At 60.9% G+C, this 23193-nt stretch carries 21 protein-coding genes; 13 read left to right on the top strand and 8 right to left on the bottom strand.

Annotated elements, in window-relative coordinates:
• Positions 1–206: 206 nt before the first annotated feature.
• Positions 207–671 (top strand): hypothetical protein, encoded by a 465-nt coding sequence (locus NL154_RS03430; RefSeq protein ID WP_210628843.1) that lies wholly within the window; start codon positions 207–209, stop codon positions 669–671.
• Between the two features lie 54 nt (positions 672–725).
• On the opposite strand, the gene NL154_RS03435 is transcribed toward NL154_RS03430, so the two are convergent.
• Together NL154_RS03435 and NL154_RS03440 are read right to left on the bottom strand one after the other, a co-directional pair.
• Positions 726–1820 carry a nucleotidyltransferase family protein gene (locus tag NL154_RS03435; protein WP_434733575.1) on the bottom strand — a complete coding sequence of 365 codons (1095 nt, stop codon included), beginning with the start codon at positions 1818–1820 and terminating at the stop codon, positions 726–728.
• Between the two features lie 463 nt (positions 1821–2283).
• Positions 2284–2628, bottom strand: a complete 345-nt coding sequence (locus NL154_RS03440) for an ArsR/SmtB family transcription factor (protein WP_210628841.1) — start codon at positions 2626–2628, stop codon at positions 2284–2286.
• A 107-nt stretch (positions 2629–2735) separates the two neighbouring features.
• Between NL154_RS03440 and NL154_RS03445 the strand changes: the two genes are divergently transcribed.
• Positions 2736–3482 (top strand): glucose 1-dehydrogenase, encoded by a 747-nt coding sequence (locus NL154_RS03445; protein ID WP_221124269.1) that lies wholly within the window; start codon positions 2736–2738, stop codon positions 3480–3482.
• A gap of 163 nt (positions 3483–3645) precedes the next feature.
• Here the strand turns inward: NL154_RS03445 and NL154_RS03450 are convergent, their stop codons facing one another.
• Entirely contained in the window at positions 3646–4635 is a 990-nt protein-coding gene (locus NL154_RS03450) for a DUF2332 domain-containing protein (protein WP_221122575.1), read from the bottom strand.
• 246 nt (positions 4636–4881) lie between these two features.
• Here NL154_RS03450 and NL154_RS03455 point away from each other — a divergent pair, with 246 nt between their 5' ends.
• Positions 4882–5688 carry a class I SAM-dependent methyltransferase gene (locus NL154_RS03455; protein ID WP_434733576.1) on the top strand — a complete coding sequence of 269 codons (807 nt, stop codon included), beginning with the start codon at positions 4882–4884 and terminating at the stop codon, positions 5686–5688.
• 220 nt (positions 5689–5908) lie between these two features.
• Here the strand turns inward: NL154_RS03455 and NL154_RS03460 are convergent, their stop codons facing one another.
• The 4 genes from NL154_RS03460 to NL154_RS03475 form a co-directional block, all read right to left on the bottom strand.
• Positions 5909–6256 (bottom strand): hypothetical protein, encoded by a 348-nt coding sequence (locus NL154_RS03460; RefSeq protein ID WP_434733577.1) that lies wholly within the window; start codon positions 6254–6256, stop codon positions 5909–5911.
• 143 nt (positions 6257–6399) lie between these two features.
• A complete protein-coding gene (locus NL154_RS03465) occupies positions 6400–7044 on the bottom strand; it encodes a helix-turn-helix domain-containing protein (RefSeq protein WP_221122578.1) in 645 nt (214 codons plus the stop codon).
• A 123-nt stretch (positions 7045–7167) separates the two neighbouring features.
• Complete coding sequence (fixJ, locus tag NL154_RS03470; RefSeq protein WP_434733578.1) at positions 7168–7836, bottom strand: response regulator FixJ; 669 nt, start codon at positions 7834–7836, stop codon at positions 7168–7170.
• Positions 7802–9046, bottom strand: coding sequence for a sensor histidine kinase (locus NL154_RS03475; protein ID WP_434733579.1), 1245 nt, complete (start codon positions 9044–9046; stop codon positions 7802–7804). Before NL154_RS03475 ends, fixJ begins: the two co-directional genes overlap by 35 nt.
• A 267-nt stretch (positions 9047–9313) precedes the next feature.
• Between NL154_RS03475 and NL154_RS03480 the strand changes: the two genes are divergently transcribed.
• From NL154_RS03480 to arcC, 5 genes are all read left to right on the top strand, one after another.
• Positions 9314–9664 carry a hypothetical protein gene (locus NL154_RS03480; RefSeq protein WP_210628833.1) on the top strand — a complete coding sequence of 117 codons (351 nt, stop codon included), beginning with the start codon at positions 9314–9316 and terminating at the stop codon, positions 9662–9664.
• Positions 9665–9834: 170 nt separating this feature from the next.
• Positions 9835–10044 carry a hypothetical protein gene (locus tag NL154_RS03485; protein ID WP_210628832.1) on the top strand — a complete coding sequence of 70 codons (210 nt, stop codon included), beginning with the start codon at positions 9835–9837 and terminating at the stop codon, positions 10042–10044.
• Positions 10045–10183: 139 nt separating this feature from the next.
• Complete coding sequence (gene arcA / locus NL154_RS03490) at positions 10184–11413, top strand: arginine deiminase (protein ID WP_210628831.1); 1230 nt, start codon at positions 10184–10186, stop codon at positions 11411–11413.
• Between the two features lie 36 nt (positions 11414–11449).
• A complete protein-coding gene (locus NL154_RS03495) occupies positions 11450–12454 on the top strand; it encodes an ornithine carbamoyltransferase (protein ID WP_210628830.1) in 1005 nt (334 codons plus the stop codon).
• A 1-nt stretch (position 12455) separates the two neighbouring features.
• Entirely contained in the window at positions 12456–13394 is a 939-nt protein-coding gene (gene arcC, locus NL154_RS03500; RefSeq protein ID WP_434733580.1) for a carbamate kinase, read from the top strand.
• Between the two features lie 12 nt (positions 13395–13406).
• Here arcC and NL154_RS03505 read toward each other — a convergent pair whose 3' ends face one another.
• Positions 13407–14774, bottom strand: a complete 1368-nt coding sequence (locus NL154_RS03505) for an amino acid permease (RefSeq protein WP_210628828.1) — start codon at positions 14772–14774, stop codon at positions 13407–13409.
• Between the two features lie 198 nt (positions 14775–14972).
• Here NL154_RS03505 and NL154_RS03510 point away from each other — a divergent pair, with 198 nt between their 5' ends.
• The 5 genes from NL154_RS03510 to NL154_RS03530 all read left to right on the top strand — a co-directional run bounded on the left by NL154_RS03510 (position 14973) and on the right by NL154_RS03530 (position 23110).
• Positions 14973–15899, top strand: coding sequence for a cation diffusion facilitator family transporter (locus NL154_RS03510; RefSeq protein WP_221122582.1), 927 nt, complete (start codon positions 14973–14975; stop codon positions 15897–15899).
• A 162-nt stretch (positions 15900–16061) separates the two neighbouring features.
• Entirely contained in the window at positions 16062–18323 is a 2262-nt protein-coding gene (locus NL154_RS03515; RefSeq protein WP_210628826.1) for an arginine/lysine/ornithine decarboxylase, read from the top strand.
• Positions 18320–20683 (top strand): ornithine decarboxylase, encoded by a 2364-nt coding sequence (gene speC / locus NL154_RS03520; RefSeq protein WP_434733581.1) that lies wholly within the window; start codon positions 18320–18322, stop codon positions 20681–20683. Before NL154_RS03515 ends, speC begins: the two co-directional genes overlap by 4 nt.
• Before the next feature lie 125 nt (positions 20684–20808).
• The gene (gene potE / locus NL154_RS03525; protein WP_210628824.1) at positions 20809–22167 is read left to right on the top strand and encodes a putrescine-ornithine antiporter; all 1359 of its coding nucleotides are present in this window, start codon (positions 20809–20811) and stop codon (positions 22165–22167) included.
• Positions 22168–22183: 16 nt separating this feature from the next.
• Entirely contained in the window at positions 22184–23110 is a 927-nt protein-coding gene (locus NL154_RS03530; protein ID WP_221120441.1) for an amino acid ABC transporter substrate-binding protein, read from the top strand.
• Positions 23111–23193: the final 83 nt, after the last annotated feature.

Below are 23193 nucleotides of genomic sequence, written 5' to 3' on the forward strand. Positions count from 1 at the left end.
TGGTAAGGCGAGGGGCGGTAGACGGGCACCGGCGCGAGCCTTCTGCTGCCGTGCCTCGTCGGGTCGTTGCGGCGCCGGCATGTCATAGCCGGTCGCTACAAATGAAAGCCGCTCGACGACTTCAAGCCTGCGAGGTCCAGCGGACCTTGACGGCAGCAGGACAGAAGGCGTCAAAGTGTCGGCAGAATCGAGGGACCCGACGCATTATGATCGACAAAATCTCACAACTGCTCGAAGTTGACCAAAGCAAGGAACTTTCCTCACTTGAGCCGCTCTCAAACGAGAAGCTGTCGGGCATCGTCGCTCGCTATCCCGCCATTTCTCAGCAATATCTAGAGTTCATCCGCGTCATCGGCGTCGGCTCAACGACGAAAGGGTTCTACATCTACGAGCCCGAGCCCGCATCCTTCGTTGAACGACACCCCTCGTTTCAGCTTTATCAATCTTCCAGCTATAGCAAGGTTTATGGAGCGCGCCCAAAAGGCGATTCCATTCCCGCCGATGCGGTTTCAATTGCGGACTGTGGAGCTTCCTGGCGCTATTGCCTCTGGCCATCGAGCGGAGGCGGTGTCTTTTGTCTGGATATGGCCGGCCCAAGCTTCGAGCCGGAAGCCGATGACTTCTATTCTTTCGTGCTGACAAACGTGATTTTGGATAAGGCGCTACAATAACGTGGTCGGGAGGAAGGGCGGTCCATCGTCGGGCGGCTCGAGCATCATGCGACATCACTTCTGCCGAGTTTTGGCTCTCAACGTCTCCAGATCGGGCATCTCCGATCCAAGAGCCTTGCCGAGCGCTTCGACACCCTTATGAGGAAGCCTCAGGAGACCGTGGCAAATGCCGTCTTTCCATGAATCCCCTCGATCCCAGGCTTCCGCCCAAGCATCTGTCAGCTCGGACTCATGGCGTGTCTCGACGAGGGCTTGGAAAAGCAGTGACGCTTGCGTGAGGTCTTTGTCGGCCTTTACGCGTCCCAGAGTGTCGGTGAACCTTCTGGACGACACGATGAGCTTATGGACTGCATATCGCTCGGGCGCGGGAACGAGGACGTTCACGCCCTCGCGGAAGAGGAGAACCGTGCGGACGGGCTCGTAGATCAGGTAGTCCAGGAAGCGCAGGTTTTCCGCCGACGCGCCGCCGAGGGCAGGCATGGGGGAGGGTTTGCCGGTATAGTCATCCGATCCGCGGTTTCCCGTCAGGAATTCCACCCGATAGCCCTTGGCGTTCTGAAAGGCGACGACCCTAGCCTTGTCTGCCTCATGGGGAACTGCCCTGAATTCGGGATCGACCGACTGGAGGACCTCAAGAACCGGAGGCAGGCTGTCCTGGACACCCGCAGAAATAGCAAAGTCCTGCGCGAAGTCCGCGTCGCCGGTCTGCATGGCGGATGAGGGCAGGCGAACGCCGAGCATGCCTGCATAGGTGCTGAATGCCACCGACCCGATCAGGACTGCACGCAGACGGAATAAGCCCGCATCCGCGAGGGCTTTGGTGATGTCGCCCGCAAAATTATCGGGACCCGGAAGGCCGGCACGACGGAGCGTGCTGACCATCCGCCGTCGCTCCCGGACGTTATCCTTGATCTCCTTGTGGGCCATCACCCGCGCCGTGATCGCGTCATCGCTCTGCGGACCGACATAGCTTCGCTTGTCCTTGCCTTCGGGAGTCGGGAGATCGAAATACCAGTAGTCGCGCCCTTTCACGGTGACGGTCACAAACCAACCTTCCAATGGAAAGTCCGACAGAAACTGCCCGTCCAACGTCCGCTGCGCCAGTTCCGCGAACATTGTCCTATAGCTGATGTCGATCTCTTTCATCATTGGCGGCTCGTCCTTTTCGAGTGCAGCGACCATCCACACGGGTCAAAGCGGCGTTCCCCGCTTGAGTGCAGTCCTCGCTCGCTCACATGCGCGTTATAAGTATCTGCCAAAGCCTTATAACTCCTTTTGGCCGTGATCTCCAGTTATAAGTTTCTGCCAAGACCTTATAACTAACTGGTTTCCCGACATGCGTCGGCAAGTCGAGTATGGATCCCGGGGTCAAGCCCTGGGATGACGGAGAGTGGGGTGGGCGTTCTCGCCAAACGCGCCGTCGGCGCAGCGGATAGGCATCGGGTAGCGTGAATGACGAAGTCTGGCAGCGAGATCAGAAAGTGTGATTGCATCGGGTTTGCCGAACCTCACCCTGTTACCGCAGGGCACCTCACACTCTCCGTCGTCCTTCGGGCTTGACCCGAGGACCCAGGCGAGCCACCAACGGCAGCTGCTATCGCTCCAAGAGCCGTCAACCCGTCTTCATTTGCTCGGGAAGCTGTCCGTAAGCCGTCAGGATCGCCCTGACCAGCCCGGGGAAGCGCTCGTCGAGCTCGGCGCAGCGGGTCTGGTTGCGCATCTCCACCCCCTGGCGTTCGCTGCGGATCAGGCCGGATTCGCGCAGCACCTTGAAATGGTTCGACAGCGACGATTTTGGAATGATGCGGTCGCCGAGATCCGCAAGCGCCGAACAGGTGCCGCCGCAGGCGGTGCCTGCGAGCTTGGCGAAGATCGCCACGCGCTCCGGATCCGACAGCGCATAGAGGATCGCATCGGGCTTGATATCCTCGAGAGCTGGGTGAAAGAGCGGTCGCATGAATTTTATATAGTGCCCCTTGAAACCGAGATCAACAGTTCCGAATTTCTGAACTACGGAACAAGGCCGTCAATTCCGGCGGCCTTCCGGATCAGAAGGAACGAGAGATGGCTAAGCTCACAGGGAAGGTCGCAGTGGTCACGGGAGCCTCCAAGGGCATCGGCGCCGCGATTGCCAAGGCGATGGCGGCCGAAGGTGCACAAGTGGTGGTGAATTACGCCTCGAGCAAGGCCGGAGCCGACGCCGTGGTCGAGGCGATCGACGCGGCCGGCGGCAAGGCCATCGCGGTGCAGGGCGACGTTTCCAAGGCCGAACAGGCGCAGGGCGTGGTCGATGCCGCAGTCAAGGAATTCGGCAAGCTCGACGTGCTGGTCAACAATTCCGGCGTCTATGAATTCGCCCCGATCGGCGAGGTGACCGAGGAACACTACCGCCGCATGTTCGACGTCAATGTTCTCGGCGTTCTCCTGACCACCCAGGCGGCGGCCAGGCATCTCGGCGAGGGCGGCAGCGTCATCAACATCTCCTCGGTGGTCACCAGCCTGGGTCTCCCGAACTCGGCCGTCTACACCGGCACCAAGGGCGCCGTCGAGGGCATCAACAGCGTGCTCGCCAAGGAGCTCGCCCCGCGCAAGATCCGCGTCAACGCCATTCTGCCCGGCATGGTCGAGACCGAGGGAACGCACACGGCCGGCGTCATCGGCTCTGAGCTCGAACAGACCATCGCCGCCCAGACGCCGCTCGGCCGCATCGGCCAGCCGGACGACATCGCCGACATCGCCGTCTTCCTCGCCTCCGACGACGCCCGCTGGCTGACCGGCGAACGGCTGTTCGCGAGCGGCGGTTTCCGCTGAGATGGGAGAAAAAAGCGCGCGCTTCTTGAGCGCGCGCATACGCGGATACCGGTCCACCCGCCCTCCGTCGTCCTCGGGCTTGACCCGAGGACCCACGCCGGCATCATCGGCCTTGGCCATGGATTCCAGGCTCAAGGCCTGGAATGACGAGGCCGGAGGTCCCCTAGGCCTCATCCGCGATCCATGCGAGCGAAGCTCCATGTGGGTCGGTCCAGGCGACAGGAGTGCGGTTCACAGACAGAAGGAAGCGCCCGGGTGGCCAGCTTGTTCCTGCGCGCGTGGCGATGAACGGGAATGCGCGGGGGAACTCGTTCGATACCCAATACGGAGCGAGCCGCATCGCCTGTTGGGCGAAAGCCTCCCTATCTGCGGGGTCGGAGATATAGTCGAGCACCGCCGTGTGAAAGACGACAAGGGTGGCGTCCTTTGGGGCTTCGCTGCAGAGCCGGGCGAATTCGCTCCCGCGCAAGTCGCCCTTCACGATCCGTGGCTTGACCGAAGCGGCGATCTTGACGGCCGCCTGCAGGTTGGCAAGCCGTTCCGTCTGCTCCGGCCAGACCAGTGTCTCAAGCCATGCGACTTGCGCAGCATCCGAAGCATCGATTGGGCTGAGGTCCAGCCCCGCTCGCCAGACGACGTGTGGCGCGGCCGTCGGCAACGGGGTCGTCTCGCTGACGGAGCAACGCAAGACAGGCGGCTCCGAGGCCATCGAGGGTGGGCGGATCGCCTTGCGGCCGTAGTCGTAGCCATAGAGGTCGGGCATGAGGCAGAGCCCGGCGGAGGTTCCGACCTCGAGGAGCGCCAGCGGCTGCGGCAATCGCGCCAGGACGGGGAGCAGCGAGGCGCACCTTCCTGGTTCGTTGGTTTGTGTCGACCGCTCGAGCATCAGCGAACGGACTGCATCGGGGTGGGCCAGGAGCACCTGACGAAACTCGGTCCAGCCCTTCGGCGTGCCGAACAGGTGACGCACCGCCGCAAGCAGAAGGTTCGGTTGCCTTTTGGTGTCCGGGAGGGTCGATAGGAAGCCGAGTGTCTCCCGGTCTCCAGCAACCGCACGAGCCAACGCCTCGTAGAGCGGCGAACGGCCGTGGGCTTCCGTATCGGCGAAGTGAACATACCGGGCTGAGATCTCAGCCAGGCCCTCCTCATCCATGTCCGATGATCCCTCGACTACGACTTCTGGTCACAGTACACGATCTTCGGGTGTGATGGCAGTCAAACACGCGATGCCTCGGAACACCGTCCGACGAAGGGCCGGTGTGATTCCAGGGGCTTCCGCTATGTCATGTTTTCTTGAGAAGTGCTAATAAGCTTCCGCTGGACTGCCCGGCGTGACGGCGATACGCGCGACCTGGTTGGCCGTGGTAATGTCCATTCTTGATCAAGGGAGGATGGCGCCATGGAAACCGCAGAACTGCGATACAATTGGGCCGATCCCGACGTCTACGAGTCATTCATAGGGCGCTGGAGCGAACATCTGGCGAGCCCATTTCTCACCCGTGCCAATGTTGCTCCGGGCAGTCGCGTGCTCGATGTGGCATGTGGGACGGGTGTGTTGTCGAAAGCCCTGGCCGAGGCGGGAGCGCATGTGATCGGTGTTGACGCATCGGAGGGATACCTGGAAGGAGCCCGCCGTCGACGATCCCACCCCAATATCGCATATGAACACGGCGATGTCCGGCAACTGCGGTTCGACGCCAACTCTTTCGATGCGGCAGTTTCCACCCTGGCCCTGGACGTCATCCCGGAAATTGAACAGGTCGTTGCCGAGATGAAGCGCGTGACCCGTCCAGGCGGCGTGGTCGCGTCCGCCGTTACTCAGTTCTTTGGTGGCATGCCCGCATTCGACCTCGTCATTAACACCGGCGCCGTGCTTGAGGCCGACTTCGCAACGCTGAGATCCATGCGGGCGGGACGTCAGCTCTTCTGGCCTGATGGTCAGGCGACGCTGTGGCGGAAGATCGGCCTCGTTGACGTGACCGAGATTCCCATTGTCGTGGATTGCGAGTATGCGTCCTTCGCGGATTATTGGGCTACGTTCACCGACGGCCCAGGCAGCGCCACAACCACATTGATGGCACTTTCTGACGACGCCCGCGGTTCGATCGAACAGCATGTTCGTGCTGGGTATCTGGTTGGCTTGCCCGATGGACCCCGGTCATTTCCTATGATGTTCCGTATGGTGCGTGGCTTGGTCCCAGCGTAACACTGGAGAGCATCAGCTATCGTTCCTCGGCAGCCAAAAGCCGCCAGGCCGCTAACGGCTCCAAATCGGTCATTCCTTCTCGGCCGCAGCCGAGCCTGCTGCTGGAACATGTGAGATATGGGGCTTCACTTTGCATGATTTACAGCAAGATTGCGGTCTCGGCCGGTTCCAGCAATCAGGCATCGACCTCTGCGGGTCGAGCCTCAAGGGGCCATATAGCCTAGCGTTTCAGATCGTAGGCTTGATGGGAGGCGCGAAGCTCGGTCAAGGTCTTGCCGACGCATGTGCCTCCACCTTCACTGCCGGTTGCCTTGGCCTTGCCGTCGAGGGTGATCGTGCCGGCGATCCGTTCGGATGCCCGATAGGTTGCGATGCCATCCTGTGAAATGCGCGACAGGAAGAAAGTGTGGTAGGTTTCGTTGGACTTGCACTGGATGACCAAGGGAAATTGCTCAAACGGATCGTCCTGCGCCTGAACGATCGCGAGTGGAAAGGTCACCAGCGACAGCAGGACCGCAATGCATGTTGTGACCGCTGCATTCGATCTCCGGCAGAATAGGCATCTCATTGTTCAATCCCCCTTTGCACGATCGATTTCAATCCATGACCGCTGAGCGCACCGTATGAAACTTGATTCAGCGGTGCGCTTTGGCTTCTTTGCTGTGGCCAGGACGTTATCCCGGAATCGTCCACGCTTCCGGGCGTCATGCATCAGATGGTCAGCGCGATGAGCGCGTCGCGGTCCAGAAGGCGAACGACGCGCTGCAGCTTGCCTTTCAGGCAAAGGACGCCTTTTTCGCGGAGTTTCGTGAAGCAGCGGGCAACGGTTTCGACGGTCAGACCGAGATAGTCGGCCACATCGCTGCGCGACATCATCATGTCGAATTCCAGATCCTTCGGATGACGGTCGGCCATTTCGCAAACGAAGGCCGCGACCCGCTTCAGCGCGCTTTGCTCGGTGATGACGAGCTGCTTGTGCTGCGCCTTTGCCAGGTTCGTCAGCGCGATGTGAAGAAGGTCGACAGGCACGACTGCGTTCTGGTTGGTCCGAAAGGGCTTGATGGAGGCCTCGCAGACGGCTTCCGCAAAGTCGGTTCGAACATTCCCGGTTTCAAGGCCGAACCATTCGCCCTCGCCGCAGAATGTTAGGATATATCGCTGTCCGCTGGCCATCAGGCGATAAATCCGCACCGCACCGGTCTCGACCTGATAGATCGCAAGTGCATGTTCGCCTTCGCTGTAGATTGTCTCGTTGGCCTTGAGCTTGATCGACTGATCTCTGGTTGTTCCGACAGCTGTTCCATGTCGGCGGCCCGGAATTGCAGTTTGCCTTATGGTCGCGTGGTGTTGAAGCATATGCGTCGCCCCCCAATCCGCTTGGCAACATAACCAATCGCCGTCTGCTCTGATATTCGAGAAACCCCTTAAGTATCGCTACGGAAGCCCGATCACCGGCAGCTCTTTGGCGCGGTCCCGGGCCTATCGGGCAGGCGTCCAAGCACCGTGGTCGGGCAGGGCCCTGGCGGTTTCGACAGGCTGCGCTGCCGTATCGAGGGTGATGGCCATCCGCATGAGTTCCGCCAGATTGCGGGCGCCCATTTTCGCCATCACATTGGCGCGGTGGACTTCGACCGTGCGTGCGCTGATACCAAGCTGATAGGCGATCATCTTGTTCTGCAAGCCATCAAGAACGCCGGCCAGAACCTGGTGTTCGCGCTGCGTGAGCTGGCGAAGCCGTGCTGCAACGCTCTCAGAATCAGCGACGGCCCCGCCGGGGCGCTTCTGTCCCACCGCCGCGTTGATCGCGGCTATCAGTGCCTCTTCTCTGACGGGCTTTTCAAGGAAATCCGACGCGCCGGCCTTCATTGCCCGGACGGCGGCGGCGATATCGCCCTGACCGGTAATGACAATGACCGGAACGTTCAGTCTCAAACGGCGCAGGCGCTGGAGCAGCTCGATGCCATCAATTTCGGGCATGCGCAGGTCCGTCACGAGGCAGCTTCGTCCCGAAAGCGGCAACAGTTCCAGAAAGGCTTTGGCAGAGCTATGGGTCCGAACCGCGAAACCTGCCGACACCAACAGAAACGTCAAAGATCGCCTGAGCGACTCCTCATCATCGACGAGATGGATCGTAAGGTCGTTTGCCATTGGTTGTTGTCTCCACCAGCGGAAGGGAAAACGAAAGGATAGAACCGCCATCCATTCGATTGCGCGCGCTTATGCGGCCCCCATGCGCCTCGATGATGCGCTTGGACAGCGCCAAGCCCATGCCGAGGCCGCGCGGTTTGCTGGTCACGAAAGGACGAAACAGCGCCTCTTCGATGTCGACCGCAATTCCGCAGCCATTGTCGGACACGTCGACAATGAGACGGGATAAATCGTCGGTTCCGGTTCGGATGGTGATATGCGGCTGCGCAATACCGTCGGTAGCCTCCACGGCGTTGCGAACAAGGTTCGTCAGCACCTGCACGATCTGGACCCGGTCGGCAAGCACGACGTCCCGTTCCGCTACGAGCTGAAAATCGGCGCGAAGGCCGTTTCGCTGGGATCCGGCAAGCGCGAAAGCCGTCGCCTCATGGATGAGCGCGTGCATCGCTTCAATCTTTCTCTCGTCGGCGCCGCGCTTGGCGAATTCCCTGATGTTCTGCACGATCTTTCCCGCCCACAGGGCGTGCTGCGTAATCTCGGACAAGGCTTCACGGAGTTCTTCGCCGTGGCCATGACGATCCTTCGTCACAAGCCGCGCGCAACCTTGCGCGTATGCGGCGATCGACGTCAGCGGCTGGGCAAGTTCGTGGGCCAGCGTCGATGTCATTTCCCCGAGCCCAACTATTCGGGCGATACGGGCAAGCTCACGCTGAAGCTCCTGAACACGCTGCAAAGTCTCGCGCTCGGTGCGGAAGTCCTCGAAGATCACCGCGGAGAAGTGTCCTTTGCCGTCTTGCTGTCTGATGATCGTCATGGCGGTCGGAAATTGGACGCCGCTCCTGGTCATCGCCACACCGGCCCGCACCACTCCCCTGTCCGCCCAGCGTCCCTTCAACGGAACATCCGGCGTCGGATACCAGACAAGGTCGATCCTCTGACCAAGCAATTCGTCTTCCTCATAACCGAACAACGCCACAGCGGCCCCGTTGCAGGCCGAAATTCGGTGGCAGTCGGTGATGAAGAACACCGCGTCCGGCAGGTGTTGATAGAATTGCCGGATCCAGTCTATCGACGGCTCGCCATCTTCCGCACGCAAAGCGCCTGGCCGGTCGCGCCCTGTTATCCCGCCCGTGAACGAGGTTCGTCCGGCGACGTCCGGGTCAATGCGATCGCATTCGTCAACATGCGGCGCCTCCATCTTGATGGACACGATGGTTTCCTCCGCCCTTTGAGCCGGTCAGCCCCTTGACGGGCTCTTTGCCCCTCACAAGGACTTGAGATTACCACCTTTGGGAAAGGGGTCGGTGTAGTATCGCGTAGCCTCTATGGGTATCTCCGTGCCAGTGACAGACCGAAAAGCCTGACCTGCCTTAAGTTTTTGGTTCGGCTCCCTCCATTGATCCGGCTCAATGCCGCGAGCTCACTTTTCCGCTACTCTGGCAGGCAATGGGCACACGGCCACTTGAGGAGCAGGAAGATGAAGAAGATTGCCCTGGCTATCGCCATTGCGACCGCGGCGTTGGTTGCGGCGCCTGTCGACGCCCAGCAGACCCGCAAGGAATACCGGCGCATGAACTGGGCCGAAAGCCTGCCGGGGCACATCAAAACCTATCACAACAAGCGGTTTTCAATCGTCAGCTTTCGAACTGCGGTTGAAGTTGGCTCCATGCCTTCGCCTGGTAGCGAAGAACATGTGAAGGAAATCCGGGCGGCTATCCGTTCCAACACGTGGCTCGTCCAGCAACTGAAGGCCAAGAAGCTGACGCCCAACCAAATAGAATGGGTGACGCGCGCCCGCAACGGCAACCTGACCTTCTATATTGAATGAGTGTTGCTGGAGCCCAGGACCTCATCTTCTAACGGAAGGGCGGAACAATGATGTCGTTGCGCCGCCGCCCACCAAGCGCCGGCTGGGGAACCAATGCCGGGCGAGCGACCGGCCTGCCTAAGAACAGCCCCGTATCCAGTCGACGCTCGTGCACGATCGGGGAGGGTTCGGTGAAGTGGCGGTTGGTCGTCGAAGCTCCATTCGAAGAGGATATCGAACTCGCCGTCATCGACGGCGATGGTATCCACGCGCTGGTTTTTCCCTGCCAGCGCCTGGCAAGGGGATGGGCCAATGCCCTGACAGGCGAGATGCTGGACGTTCATCCCACCCATTGGCGCGCATGGCAGATACGGCAAGACGATAGGTCGGATCTTCACTGAGCGACGACATTTCAACGTGCTGGGCGGCACCGGAGTCAAATGCTGCACCGCACCTTGTCTGCAATCAATGACATGAGTGGACCGGCCAAAATAATCTGACGCTGTTCAAAGAGCCGGCGATGGCTGGAAGGAGGACCACATGCGTGGTTTCGGTGTTCATTCTGAGGTCGGAAAGCTGAGAACCGTCATGGTCTGCCGACCATCCTTGGCTCATCAGCGCCTGACGCCTGCAAACTGCCATGATCTTCTTTTTGACGATGTTATCTGGGTCCATGAGGCCCAGAAGGACCACTATGATTTCGTCCTGAAGATGCAGGAAAGGGGAGTCGAGGTTCTCGAGCTCCACGATCTGCTCGGTCAGACGCTCTCAAACAAGCAGGCGCGCGATTTCATCCTCGACCGGCGCATAACCCCGAACGTGCTTGGCTCGCAGGTTGCCGAGGCGATGCGGCCATGGCTCGACGAAATGCCGTCCACACAGCTTGCCGCATTCATGATCGGCGGCATCGCGATTGCCGACCTGCCCGATGTCAAGGCCAAGGCATTGATGCTCAGCGCCTTGCCGGAAAGCGATTTCGTCATCCCACCGATCCCCAACACGCTGTTTCAACGCGACCCTTCGTGCTGGATTTATAACGGCGTGACCTGCAATCCGATGTTCTGGCCGGCGAGACGCGCCGAGACATTGGTCCAGCGTGCCATCTACAAGTTTCATCCGATCTTCCAGGGCGGCGATTTCCAGATCTGGTGGGGTGATGCCGACCATCAATTCGCCAACGCCTCGATGGAAGGCGGCGACGTCATGCCGATCGGCAACGGCACGGTGCTGATCGGCATGGGCGAGCGCACCACCTATCAGGCCGTCGGCCAGGTGGCTCAGGCCCTTTTCAGAAGCAAGGCGGCGAAACGGGTGATCGGCTGCCTGATGCCAAAGAGCCGCGCGGCCATGCATCTCGATACTGTTTTCAGCTTCTGCGACCGTGATGTCGTCACGCTGTTTGCCGAGGTGGTCGACCAGATCCGCTGCTACAGCATGCATCCCAAGGACGACGACGGCACATTCGAGATCCATCCCGAAAGCAAGCCGATGCTCGATGTCGTCGCCGAAGCGCTCGATCTGCCGAAGCTGCGAACCGTCGAGACCGGCGGCAATTCCTATCAGGCCGAACGCGAACAATGGGACGACGGCAACAATGTCGTTGCACTCGAACCCGGTGTCGTCGTCGCCTACGACCGCAACACCTACACGAATACGCTGCTGCGCAAGGCAGGTATCGAGGTCATCACCATTCGCGGCTCCGAACTCGGACGTGGGCGTGGTGGCGGGCACTGCATGACATGCCCAATCTGGCGCGACCCCGCTTACTGACCTTTCCATCCACGAACCAGACGACGGAGCAAGACCATGAGTTTCAATCTGCGCAATCGATCGCTTCTGACCGTGCAGGACTATACGCCGCGGGAATTCCGCTATCTCCTCGATCTCGCCCGCGACCTGAAGCGGGCCAAATATGCCCGCACCGAGCAGGAGCATCTGAAGGGCAAGGAAATCTGCCTGATCTTCGAGAAAACCTCGACGAGAACGCGATGCGCCTTCGAAGTGGCCTGCTCGGACCAGGGCGCCAACGTGACCTATCTCGATCCATCCGGCTCACAGATCGGCCACAAGGAATCCTTCAAGGACACGGCGCGGGTGCTGGGGCGCATGTATGATGCGATCGAATATCGCGGCTCGGCACAGAAAGGCGTAGAGACGCTGGCAAAATACGCCGGGGTGCCTGTCTACAACGGCCTGACCGACGAATATCATCCGACGCAGATGATCGCCGACGTCATGACCATGCGCGAACACAGTGACAAGCCGATCGCTGAGATCAAATATGCCTATGTCGGCGACACCCGCTCGAATATGGGGCATTCCCTGCTGATCGTCGGTTGCCTGCTCGGCATGGATGTGCGCATCTGCGGCCCGCGGTCGCTGTGGCCTTCAGAAGAATATATGAAGATCGCCAGGGATTTGCAGCAGGCCTCGGGCGCGCGGCTGCTGGTCACCGAAGATCCCAACGAGGCCGTCAAGGGCGTCGATTTCATCCACACCGACGTCTGGGTTTCGATGGGCGAGCCGAAAGACGTCTGGCGCGAACGCATCAAGCTGCTCACGCCCTACCAGGTCAACCAGGACTTGATGAAGGCGACAGGCAATCCGCAGACCAAATTCATGCATTGCCTGCCGGCGTTCCACGACACCGAAACCACACTCGGCAAGCAGATCGCCGAAGATTACGGCATGGACAACGGCCTCGAAGTCACCAACGACGTGTTCGAGTCCGAGGCCAATGTCGCCTTCGAGCAGGCGGAGAACCGTCTGCATACGATCAAGGCACTGCTTGTCGCCACGTTGGGAGATTAGCATGCGTGTGGTCATTGCGCTTGGCGGCAATGCGCTTCTCCGGCGCGGGGAAGCGATGACCGCCGATACCCAGAGGCGAAATGCGCGCACCGCCGCTGAGGCGATCGCGCCACTGGCGGCCGAACATGAGATCGTCGTCACCCACGGCAACGGTCCGCAGGTCGGGCTGCTCGCGCTCCAGGGAGCGGCCTACAAACCAGAAGAGGCCTATCCGCTCGATGTTCTCGGCGCCGAGACCGAAGGCATGATCGGCTATATGCTGGAACAGGAACTCGGCAACCTCCTGCCGTTCGAGCAGCCCTTAGCGACACTTCTCACCATGGTGGAAGTCGACGCCGAAGATCCCGGTTTCCAGAACCCCACCAAGTTCGTCGGGCCGGTCTACGACAAGGGCGAGGCGGATCGGATTCGTGGGGAAAAAGGCTGGATCTTCAAGCAGGACGGCGAAAAATGGCGACGCGTTGTCGCCTCGCCGGCGCCGAAGCGCATCTTCGAGATCCGGCCCGTCCGCTGGCTTCTGGAGCAGCGCACCATCGTCATCTGCGCTGGCGGCGGCGGTATTCCAACGATGTACGAGAAGGGCGCCGATCGGAAGCTGATCGGCATCGAAGCCGTGATCGACAAGGATCTGTGCTCGGAACTGCTGGCGCGCGAACTTGATGCCGATCTCTTGATCATGGCAACGGATGCCGAGGCTGTCTGTGTCGATTGGGGCAAGCCGTCCCAAAAGGCGATCCATCGCGCTCGTCCCGGCGATCTCGACCAGTTCTCCTTCCCGGCCGGCTCGATGGGACCGAAGGTCGATGCTGCCTGCCATTTTGCACGGGCAAACGGCAAGACGGCCGCAATTGGCACCCTTGCCGATATTGCCGGGATGGTTCGCGGCGACCGTGGGACGATCATCAGCGAGCGTTTTGACACCTTGAGCTGGCACGCCTGACGGCGTGGTCCGTCAGGCAAACTTGTCCTGAGACGGGAGCGGTTGCGTTACGGCGCTCGCTGCCGTCTCCTTGTCCGTCGCGCCGGCCGCATTGCGTCTTTGCCAGACATAGACTGGGATGCCGAGCATCAACAGCACGAGGCCGTAGAGCACCGGTTCGGCGCCGGAGCCGTAAAGGGTGAAGATCGCAAAGACGAACGCGATAAGCTCGATCGCGCTGACCCGCGGCATCCGCCCATCAGACACGCCCGCAATGAGGCTTCTGGCAAGCGCGCAGAAAGCATAGGGAACGACGGCGGCCATGGTGCTGAGCCCGACCATCAGCCGATAGACGGCGGCAAAGCCTTCGGAGCCGAGCGCCTGGACGAGCACGAGGAGCGTTGCGAACAAGGCCGAGATGGTCATGCCCCATGCCGGCACGCCCCGCGGGGAAAGCCGGGCAAAAAGCGGCGGAAATAGCCCGTCGCGGGCGGCAGCCATCGGAACCTGCCCCATCAGCAAGGTCCAGCCGTTGAGCGCGCCAATGGAGGACACGAGGACTGCAAGCGAGATCGCCAACTCGCCGGGGCGTCCCCACATGATCCCTGCCGCCTGGGAAAATGGCGCAACCGACTTAACGAGCTGTTCACGCGGCACGAGGCCCATCACCACGATCGTGCCGAACACATAAAGGGCAGCGGCGATGGAGATACCGAGCACGGTCGATCGTGGGATTGTCCGCTCCGCATTCTCCACGTCGCCGGCCGGAACCGTAGCCGATTCCAGCCCCAGATAGGCAAACATGGTGAGAGGCGCCAGTGTCGCAAAGGACTGCAGCAGCGGCTGACCGCTTGGATTGAATTCGGCGAAATGCGACGGATCGATGTAGAGAAGGCCGATAATGGCAACGGCGCCGAAAGGCAGCAACTTGGCGTAGGTCGTCACCTGCGCGAAGACACCCGCCGCGTGAACACCGCGAAGATTGACGAGCACGACCGCCCAGATCACGCCGAGCGTCAGCACGGTCGCGGCGAAGCGATTGGCGAGGGCAGGGAAGAGATCGACCATCACGCCGGCAAAGGCAATCGCGATGACGGGCAGCGATGTCCATATTGATATCCAGTAGCCCCAGGCGATCAGAAAGCCGGCGAAATCGCCATAGGCGAGCCTGGTATAGGCATAGGGGCCGCCGACAGCGGGCACGAGGCTCGCCAGGCGCGCGAAGGTCAGACCCAGGCAAATCGCGCCGGCGCCCATGACGATCCAGACGACAATCGCAAGGTTGCCATAGGGCGCGACCGCGGCCGGTGAAAGATAAAAGCCCGATCCCACCATATTGCCGACCACGATGGCGGTGCAGGCAGCAAGTCCGAGGCTCTTGCCATTTGGCGACGTCGTCATGAGCTTCCCCCGAGAGACGGCTGCCCGGAGCCAATGTCTCTGCGGACCGCCATCAAACCGCAATTGTCGTTGCAAAAACCGGCTGCCGCAATCCGGATCAATGCGTAGTCCGCCGGGCTGGCCTAGACTACCTTCGTCATCGGGATAAAGCTGCTAAAGCATGTCGCATGACGGGCCGAAGCGGAGGCGGGGTCGACGATGCTGAGCGAGCAGGGGTTTCTCCGGATATCGATCGCGGCGACCGTCGTGGTGGCAACGCTCGGGGTCGTCTTCGGCATTCTTTCCGGCTCTTTCTCGATCGCCTTCGACGGCGTCTATTCGCTGGCCGATGCGGCGATGACCGGACTTGCGCTCTGGGTTTCGAGCCTGATCCTGAAATCGACGCAGAGCGACGCTCGGTCCGGCAGAATCCGGAACCGCTTCACCATGGGTTTCTGGCATCTCGAGCCCATCGTGCTGATGCTCAACGGCTGCCTGTTGATGACAGTTGGCATCTATGCGCTGATCAGCGCGATCATCAGCATCTTGAACGGCGGTCACGAACTGCGCTTCGGCATGGCGATCGCCTATTCTGCGGCGACCCTGCTTGTTTGCGCCGCCATGGCCTTTCTCGGCGTCAGGCTGAACGCCCGCATCAAATCCGATTTCATCTCGCTGGACATCAAGGCCTGGATCATGTCGGGCGGCATTGCGCTTGCCCTGCTCATTGCATTCCTGATCGGCATGGCCGTGCAGGCGACGCCGGCTGCCTGGCTTGCCAGCTATATGGACCCGGCGGTTCTGGCGCTGGTCTGCCTCATCATGGTCCCGCTTCCGATCGGCACCGTTTGGAGGGCGTTCACCGAGATCCTGCTGATCGCCCCTGTCGACCTCCAGGAGCATGTCGATCGTGTCGCCTCGGAAACGGTTCGCCGGCTCGGCTTCCTCTCGCACCGAGCCTATGTTGCCCGAGTCGGCCGCGCGATGCAGATCGAACTCTATTTCATCGTCCCTGAAGGGCTTCCGGCAAAGACCGTGGAGGAATGGGACGCGCTCCGCGATGAGATCGGGAACGCGATCGGCGACGAAAGCGCCAATCGCTGGCTGACGATCGCCTTCACCGCCGATGCGGAGTGGGCCGAATAGCCTGATCAAAATCCAAGTTCCTCCGGCGGCATCGAAATGCTTCGCGTCACCTTGATTGCAATCAAGGACGCTGCACGACCCGTCATGTACGATCCTTCAACCTGAGATCCACGCGGTCTGCACGGCGGCCGTAGCCTTTGACGTCAGGTTCTGGAGGAACGCATGGAATTCCAGACGGCATTTCCGATAGCCGTTATCGACGAGGATTTTGACGGCAAGAGCGCAGCCGGACGCGGTATGCGCGATCTCGCCGCCGCAATTGAAAGGGAAGGGTTCCGGATCGTCTCCGGCGTTTCCTATGAGGATGCCCGCCGTCTCGTGCATGTCTTCAATACAGAGTCCTGCTGGCTGGTATCCGTCGACGGCACCGAAGACAAGACGACGCGCTGGCAGGTGCTGGGAGAGGTGCTCGCCGCAAAGCGGCAGAGAAATGACCGGCTGCCGATTTTCCTGTTCGGCGATGACACCACCGCAGAAGACGTGCCGACAGCGGTGCTGCGTCATGCCAACGCCTTTTTCCGCCTGTTCGAGGATTCGGCGGAATTCATGGCGCGCGCCATCGCGCAGGCAGCCCGCAATTATCTCGAGCGGCTGCCGCCGCCGATGTTCAAGGCGCTGATGGATTATACGCTGGAAGGCGCTTATTCGTGGCATACGCCCGGCCATGGCGGCGGCGTCGCGTTTCGAAAGAGCCCGGTGGGCCAGCTCTTCTACACGTTCTTCGGTGAAAACACGCTGCGATCCGATATCTCCGTATCGGTCGGCAGCGTCGGTTCGCTGCTGGATCATGTCGGTCCCATCGCCGAGGGGGAGCGCAATGCCGCACGCATTTTCGGCACCGATGAGACCTTTTTTGTCGTCGGCGGCACCTCGACTGCCAACAAGATCGTCTGGCATGGCATGGTGGCGCGCGGCGATCTCGTGCTCTGCGACCGCAATTGCCACAAGTCCATCCTGCATTCGCTGATCATGACGGGCGCGACGCCCATCTATCTGACGCCCTCGCGCAACGGGCTCGGTATCATCGGTCCGATCTCGAAGGACCAGTTCACGCCGGAGTCGATTGCCGGCAAGATTGCCGCAAGCCCCTTTGCCGGGCAGACCAGCGGCAAGGTCCGGCTGATGGTCATCACCAACTCGACCTATGACGGCCTCTGCTACAATGTCGACGCGATCAAGGCGTCGCTCGGCGACGCGGTCGAGGTGCTGCATTTCGACGAGGCCTGGTACGCCTACGCCAATTTCCACGAATTCTACGATGGCTTCCACGCGATCTCGTCGAATCAGCCTGCGCGGTCGCAAAACGCCATCACCTTCGCCACCCAATCGACGCACAAGCTGCTGGCCGCCCTTTCGCAGGCGTCGATGATCCATATCCAGCATGCCGAGACCAAACGTCTCGACATCACCCGCTTCAACGAAGCTTTCATGATGCACACCTCGACCTCGCCGCAATACGGCATCATTGCCTCCTGCGATGTCGCGGCCGCCATGATGGAGCAGCCGGCCGGACGCGCGCTCATCCAGGAGACGATCGACGAGGCGATCAGCTTCCGCCGGGCGATGAATGCGGTGAGGAAACAGACGGAAGACACCTGGTGGTTCGACGTCTGGGAGCCGACGATTGCCGGGCAGACGCCGACCGACACCCGTGCCGACTGGGTCTTGAAGCCGGATGATGCCTGGCATGGTTTTGCCGGCCTTGCCGAAAACCATGTCATGGTCGACCCGATCAAGGTCACCATCCTGTCGCCGGGCCTCTCGGCCAGCGGCGTGATGGATGATCACGGCATTCCGGCGGCGGTCGTCACCAAGTTCCTGTCCTCGCGGCGCATCGAGATCGAGAAGACCGGCCTCTATTCCTTCCTCGTGCTGTTCTCGATGGGTATCACCCGCGGCAAGTGGAGCACGCTCGTCACCGAACTGCTGAATTTCAAGGATCTCTATGACGCCAATGCGCCATTGACCCGCGCACTGCCGGCACTGGCCGCAGCCCATCCGGAAGCCTATGCCGGAATGGGGCTCAAAGATCTCTGCGAGCAGATCCACGCGATCTATCGCAAGGACGACGTGCCGAAGGCGCAGCGCGAAATGTATACGGTCCTGCCCGACATGGCACTGCGTCCGGCCGATGCTTATGACCGGCTGGTCAAGGGCCGGATCGAGAGCGTCGAGATCGACGACCTCATGAATCGCATCCTTGCCGTGATGATCGTTCCCTATCCGCCTGGCATTCCGCTGATCATGCCGGGCGAACGGATCACCCAGTCGACGAAGTCCATTCAGGACTATCTGCTTTACGCCCGTGACTTCGACAGAAAATTCCCCGGTTTCGAAACCGATATCCACGGCCTTCGCTTCGCGCCCGGTGACGGCGGTCGCCGCTACCTCGTCGATTGCATTGCAGGGGAGGGGCAAGAATGATCCCGCGCGACGTGAAATCTCCGACGGTCGCAATACCGTTCCACAAGATGCTGAAGATCGTCGCGATCATCGATCGCGACAATGCCCAGGCGCAGGAACTGGTGTCACAGATCACCGCCCAGGGCTTCGAGGTGGAACAGCGCGACGATTATTCGGCCGACGTGTCAGAGGATGCTGACGTCGGCGCCTATATCGGCTCGGTCGAGGGCGGGCGGCTGGTTTCGGCACGCAGCTTCCTTCGTTCCGTCAGGGATATCGGTTTCCGCACGCCGATCTGGGCGATGGCCGATACGCTGACGATTGCGGATATGGATGTCGTCGAGATGGCCGGCGAGGTGGATGGTTTCGTCTATCTCGGCCAGCAGACGCCGACCTTCTATGCCAAGCAGATCGTGTCCAGCGCCGTGAATTACGGCAAATCGCTGCTGCCGCCATTCTTCGGCGGCTTGATGGCCTATGACGGCGAGGCCAATATCGCCTTTGATTGCCCGGGGCATCAGGGCGGCCAGTTCTATCGAAAATCGCCGGCCGGACAGATCTTCTTCAAATATTTCGGCGAGAGCATCTTTCGCAACGATCTCTGCAACGCAGATGTCGATCTTGGCGACCTCCTGATCCATGAAGGCCCCGCCGTCGAAGCCCAGAAGCAGGCGGCGCGCATCTTCGGCGCGGACCGCACCTATTTCATCCTGAACGGCACGAGCACCTCCAATAAGGTCGTCGCCAATGCGGTACTGCACAGCGGCGATCTGGTGCTCTTCGACCGCAACAATCACAAATCCCTGCATCAGGGTGCTCTCGTGCAGGCCGGCGCCATCCCGATCTATCTGCCGACCGCCCGCAATTCCTTCGGCATGATCGGCGCGGTCGACTGGTCGGCTTGGGACGAAAGCTGGCTGCGGCAAAAGATAGAGGAGCACCCACTCGTCGCCGACAAGAGCCGTGCGGAGGCGGAAAGGCCGTTCCGTCTGGCCTGCATCCAGCTCGCGACCTATGACGGCACGATCTACAATGTCGCCCAGGTGATGGAGAAGCTCGGCCATCTCTGCGACTACGTGCTCTGGGACGAGGCTTGGATCGGCTACAACGCCTTCCACCCGCTCTTCGAGGGCCATAGCCCGATGCGGCTGAAGGACCTCAGGGCTGATATGCCCGGGCTGTTCTCCACGCAATCGGTCCACAAGCAGGGCGCCGGCTTTTCCCAGGCATCGCAGATCCACAAGCGGGATGAACATATCAAGGGCCAGCGCAGGTTCGTCGAACACAAGCGCTTCAATGAATCGCTGCTGATGCACGTCTCGACCTCTCCCTTCTATCCGCTTTTCGCCTCGCTCGACGTCAATGCCAAGGTGCATGAGGGCAAGGCCGGCGAGATGCTCTGGGACCGCTGCATCGAGCTCGGGATCGAGGTTCGCAAGAAGCTGCGCGGTTTCGTGGAGCATTACGAGACCAAGGCCGCGACCCCGGAGGAGCAGTGGTTCTTCGATCCTTTCGTGCCGGACAGGGTGACGGTTTCGGGCTCCAAGCACACCGGCGATCTCGCCGCCGCCAAGTGGGAAGATGTCGCGACGGAGGTACTGAAACGCGAGCAGCAATGCTGGCGGTTCGATCCGGAGGCGAGCTGGCACGGTTATTCGGGGTATGCGCCCGGCTATACCATGGTCGATCCCAACAAGCTTACGCTGCTGACCCCCGGCATCGACCGGAAGACCGGCGAGTATCGCGAGTTCGGCATTCCGGCGACCGTTGTCGCCAACTATCTGCGCGAGCAGCGGGTCGTGCCTGAAAAATGCGACCTGAACAGCCTGCTCTTCCTCCTGACACCTGCCGAAGACGAGAGCAAGCTGAACACGCTCGTCGCCAAGCTCGTCAAGTTCAAGAACCTGTGGGACCGCGATGCGCCGCTGCAGGAAGTGCTGCCGACCGTCTTCGCCGCCCATCGCGAGCGTTATGCCGGCTATAGCGTCCGCCAGGTCTGCCATGAGATGCATTCCTTCTACCGCGAGGCGGGGGTCAAGGAGTTGCAGCGCCTCTGCTTCCGCTCCGAGAGCTTCCCCGAACCGGCGATGGCACCCAAGCAGGCCTATGAGGCACTGGTCGCCAACAATGTCGACTATGTGCCGCTGACGGAAGCCGCCGGCCGCATCTCTGCGACGCTGGCGCTGATCTATCCGCCCGGTATCGGCGTGATCGTGCCGGGAGAGCGCTGGGACGACAGGGCGCGGCCGATGCGGGACTATTTCCTCGCCTTCGAAGAATCCTTCAACCGCTTCCCCGGCTTCAATTACGAGGTCCAGGGCGTGTTCCAGGAGCGGATCGATGGGCGGATCAAGTTCCACACATATGTCGTCCGCGAGTAGGGCTGGAGCATGTCACGAAAAGTGCGCAGCGGCTTTGCGGTAGCGACATTGAGGGAAAACAAAGAATGAAAGCGTGGATCAAGCCATTCTGAAGGAACGCGACGCGCTTTAGGGAGGACTTCGTCATGACCGACAACACGATGCATCTTGCGGCCGAGGCCACGGCCAAGAAAAAGATGAACCTGGTGCAGCTCACCTTCATCGTCGCCGTCAACATGATGGGGTCGGGGATCATCATGCTGCCCGCCAATATGGCGCAGGTCGGGGCGATCTCGCTGCTTTCCTGGCTTGTGACCGCCATCGGCTCGATGGCGATCGCCTATGGCTTCGCCCAGGCCGGACTGTTCAATCAGCGGCCCGGAGGCATGTCCGCCTATGCGGAGGATGCCTATGGGAAGGACGGCTATTTCATGGTGTTCTTCCTGTATTTCCTGTCGCTTGCCGTCGGCAATGTGGCGATCGGCATCTCGGCCGTCGGGTACCTGGCCGGGTTCTTTCCGGTGCTGACCTCGACCCCGATCATGACCTGCCTGGCGCTGATCGTGCTCTTGTGGCTGACCACGGCCGCCAATTTCGGTGGACCGCGCATCACCGGCCGCATTGGCTCGGTCACGGTATGGGGCGTCATCCTGCCCGTTGGACTGTTGTCGATCATCGGCTGGCTCTGGTTCAGCTCCAGCACTTTCGCCGCCGCCTGGAATCCGCAAGGCCTGACGCTTGGGCAAGGCATGGGATCGAGCATTTCACTGACCCTCTGGGCATTCCTCGGCATGGAATCAGCCGCTCAGAATTCCGATGCCGTCGAAAATCCCAAGCGTGACGTGCCGCTCGCCTGCATGTTCGGCACGCTGGGTGCGGCCGTCATCTACATCCTGTCGACGACGGTCATTCAGGGCATCGTGCCGAATCCGGATCTCGCCAGCTCCACGGGGCCCTTTGCACTCGCCTATGCCACCATGTTCAATTCCACGGTTGGTTCCATCGTCATGGCGCTTGCCGTACTGGCCTGCCTCGGCTCGCTGCTCGGATGGCAGTTTACGATCGCGCAGACGGCGAAAACCGCCGCCGACGAGCGGATGTTCCCATCCATATTCTCGCGGGTGAACGAGATGGGGGCGCCCGTGGCCGGCATGATCATTCTCGGCATCGTGCAGACATGCCTTGCCTTGATGACCATTTCGCCGACGTTGAGCGAACAGTTTTCGGCGCTCGTCAACCTCGCCGTCGTCACCAACGTACTGCCCTATATCATCGCGCTGTCTGCCCTTTTCGTCATGATGAAGGCCGCCCGCGTGCCACAGCCGAAATATCGGCTGAACGCCACCATCGCCTTGGTCGGCATGGCCTACAGCGTCTTCGCCATCTATGCCTCCGGCAAGGACGCGGTTCTCGGCGGCATGATCGTCACAGGCATCGGTTTCATCATCTACGGCCTGATCGCCCCGCGTTTCGCCAGCAACACGAACCAGCTTCCGGCCGAGTAAGAGAGGAGGATCAGACATGTCAGGAACAAATGATCGCTGGGCGGGTATCGCCGCCTCTGTGCTCACCGCGGCGGCCATGTTGGCCTTCGGCATGCCCGTGCAGGCTCAGACGCTCGACCGTATCAAAGCGGGCAGCGCTCTGAAGCTCGGCTATGATCCGGATGCAAGGCCCTTTTCCTTCAACGGGGAACAGGGACGGCCGGACGGCTATGCCGTCGCCCTCTGCAACAAGATTGCCGATAGTCTTAGGGCACAGCTGAACCTGCCGAAGCTCGATGTCGAATGGGTTTCGCTTTCAGGCGACGCCAAGATGCAGGCAATAGGAAGCAGTACGGCTGATCTTGTCTGCGCTGCGGAGCCGGTGACATTGACGCGGCGGCAGCAGGTGTCGTTTTCCATCCCGATTTTCCCAAGCGGCACCGGCGCGCTCTTGAGCACCAGCTCGCCGCTGGCTTTGCGCGAAGTGCTGCAATATGGCGAACCCTCCAGCCGTCCGCTCTGGCGTGGTTCACCGGCCCGCACGATCCTGGAGCACAAGACCTTCTCCTCGATCGCGGGCACGACGAGCGAAGGCTGGCTGAGCGACAGGATCAAGACTTTTCAACTCGCGGCAACGGCTGCGCCGGTCGACAACTACCAGCAGGGGATCGAGCGCGTCATGGACGGCAGTTCGGCGGTGCTCTTCGGCGACATGCCGATCCTCATGGATGCCGCCGCCCGCAGTGACAATTCCGGTAATCTGATCGTCCTGCAGCGCCACTTCACCTACGAAGCGCTCGCTCTTGAGTTGGCGCGCGGCGATGAGGACTTCCGCCTTGCCGTCGATCGTGCGCTCAGCCAAACCTATGCCGGGCCGGATTTCCGGACATTCTTCACAACCTGGTTCGGGCCGCCGGATGAGGCGACGGTGACATTCTTCCGGCAAACAGCGCTGCCGGAGTAGCCCTGCATGACGGATCATCAACCGTCAAACAACTGGCGCGCCCGGAGCAGGTCATATTGACCCGTAACCCGCGGCACGCCTGA

Source organism: Rhizobium sp. YTUHZ044 (assembly GCF_051123975.1).
In the GTDB taxonomy this organism is placed as follows: domain Bacteria; phylum Pseudomonadota; class Alphaproteobacteria; order Rhizobiales; family Rhizobiaceae; genus Rhizobium.

Coding starts and splice junctions, on each gene's coding strand:
- NL154_RS03510 (WP_221122582.1), top strand. CDS start 14,973: ATGCTGAGCGAGCAGGGGTTTCTCCGGATATCGATCGCGGCGACCGTC.
- NL154_RS03495 (WP_210628830.1), top strand. CDS start 11,450: ATGAGTTTCAATCTGCGCAATCGATCGCTTCTGACCGTGCAGGACTAT.
- NL154_RS03515 (WP_210628826.1), top strand. CDS start 16,062: ATGGAATTCCAGACGGCATTTCCGATAGCCGTTATCGACGAGGATTTT.
- arcA (WP_210628831.1), top strand. CDS start 10,184: ATGCGTGGTTTCGGTGTTCATTCTGAGGTCGGAAAGCTGAGAACCGTC.
- NL154_RS03530 (WP_221120441.1), top strand. CDS start 22,184: ATGTCAGGAACAAATGATCGCTGGGCGGGTATCGCCGCCTCTGTGCTC.
- speC (WP_434733581.1), top strand. CDS start 18,320: ATGATCCCGCGCGACGTGAAATCTCCGACGGTCGCAATACCGTTCCAC.
- NL154_RS03445 (WP_221124269.1), top strand. CDS start 2,736: ATGGCTAAGCTCACAGGGAAGGTCGCAGTGGTCACGGGAGCCTCCAAG.
- NL154_RS03455 (WP_434733576.1), top strand. CDS start 4,882: ATGGAAACCGCAGAACTGCGATACAATTGGGCCGATCCCGACGTCTAC.
- NL154_RS03435 (WP_434733575.1), bottom strand. CDS start 1,820: ATGATGAAAGAGATCGACATCAGCTATAGGACAATGTTCGCGGAACTG.
- NL154_RS03480 (WP_210628833.1), top strand. CDS start 9,314: ATGAAGAAGATTGCCCTGGCTATCGCCATTGCGACCGCGGCGTTGGTT.
- arcC (WP_434733580.1), top strand. CDS start 12,456: ATGCGTGTGGTCATTGCGCTTGGCGGCAATGCGCTTCTCCGGCGCGGG.
- fixJ (WP_434733578.1), bottom strand. CDS start 7,836: ATGGCAAACGACCTTACGATCCATCTCGTCGATGATGAGGAGTCGCTC.
- NL154_RS03465 (WP_221122578.1), bottom strand. CDS start 7,044: ATGCTTCAACACCACGCGACCATAAGGCAAACTGCAATTCCGGGCCGC.
- NL154_RS03460 (WP_434733577.1), bottom strand. CDS start 6,256: ATGAGATGCCTATTCTGCCGGAGATCGAATGCAGCGGTCACAACATGC.
- potE (WP_210628824.1), top strand. CDS start 20,809: ATGACCGACAACACGATGCATCTTGCGGCCGAGGCCACGGCCAAGAAA.
- NL154_RS03440 (WP_210628841.1), bottom strand. CDS start 2,628: ATGCGACCGCTCTTTCACCCAGCTCTCGAGGATATCAAGCCCGATGCG.
- NL154_RS03505 (WP_210628828.1), bottom strand. CDS start 14,774: ATGACGACGTCGCCAAATGGCAAGAGCCTCGGACTTGCTGCCTGCACC.
- NL154_RS03450 (WP_221122575.1), bottom strand. CDS start 4,635: ATGGATGAGGAGGGCCTGGCTGAGATCTCAGCCCGGTATGTTCACTTC.
- NL154_RS03430 (WP_210628843.1), top strand. CDS start 207: ATGATCGACAAAATCTCACAACTGCTCGAAGTTGACCAAAGCAAGGAA.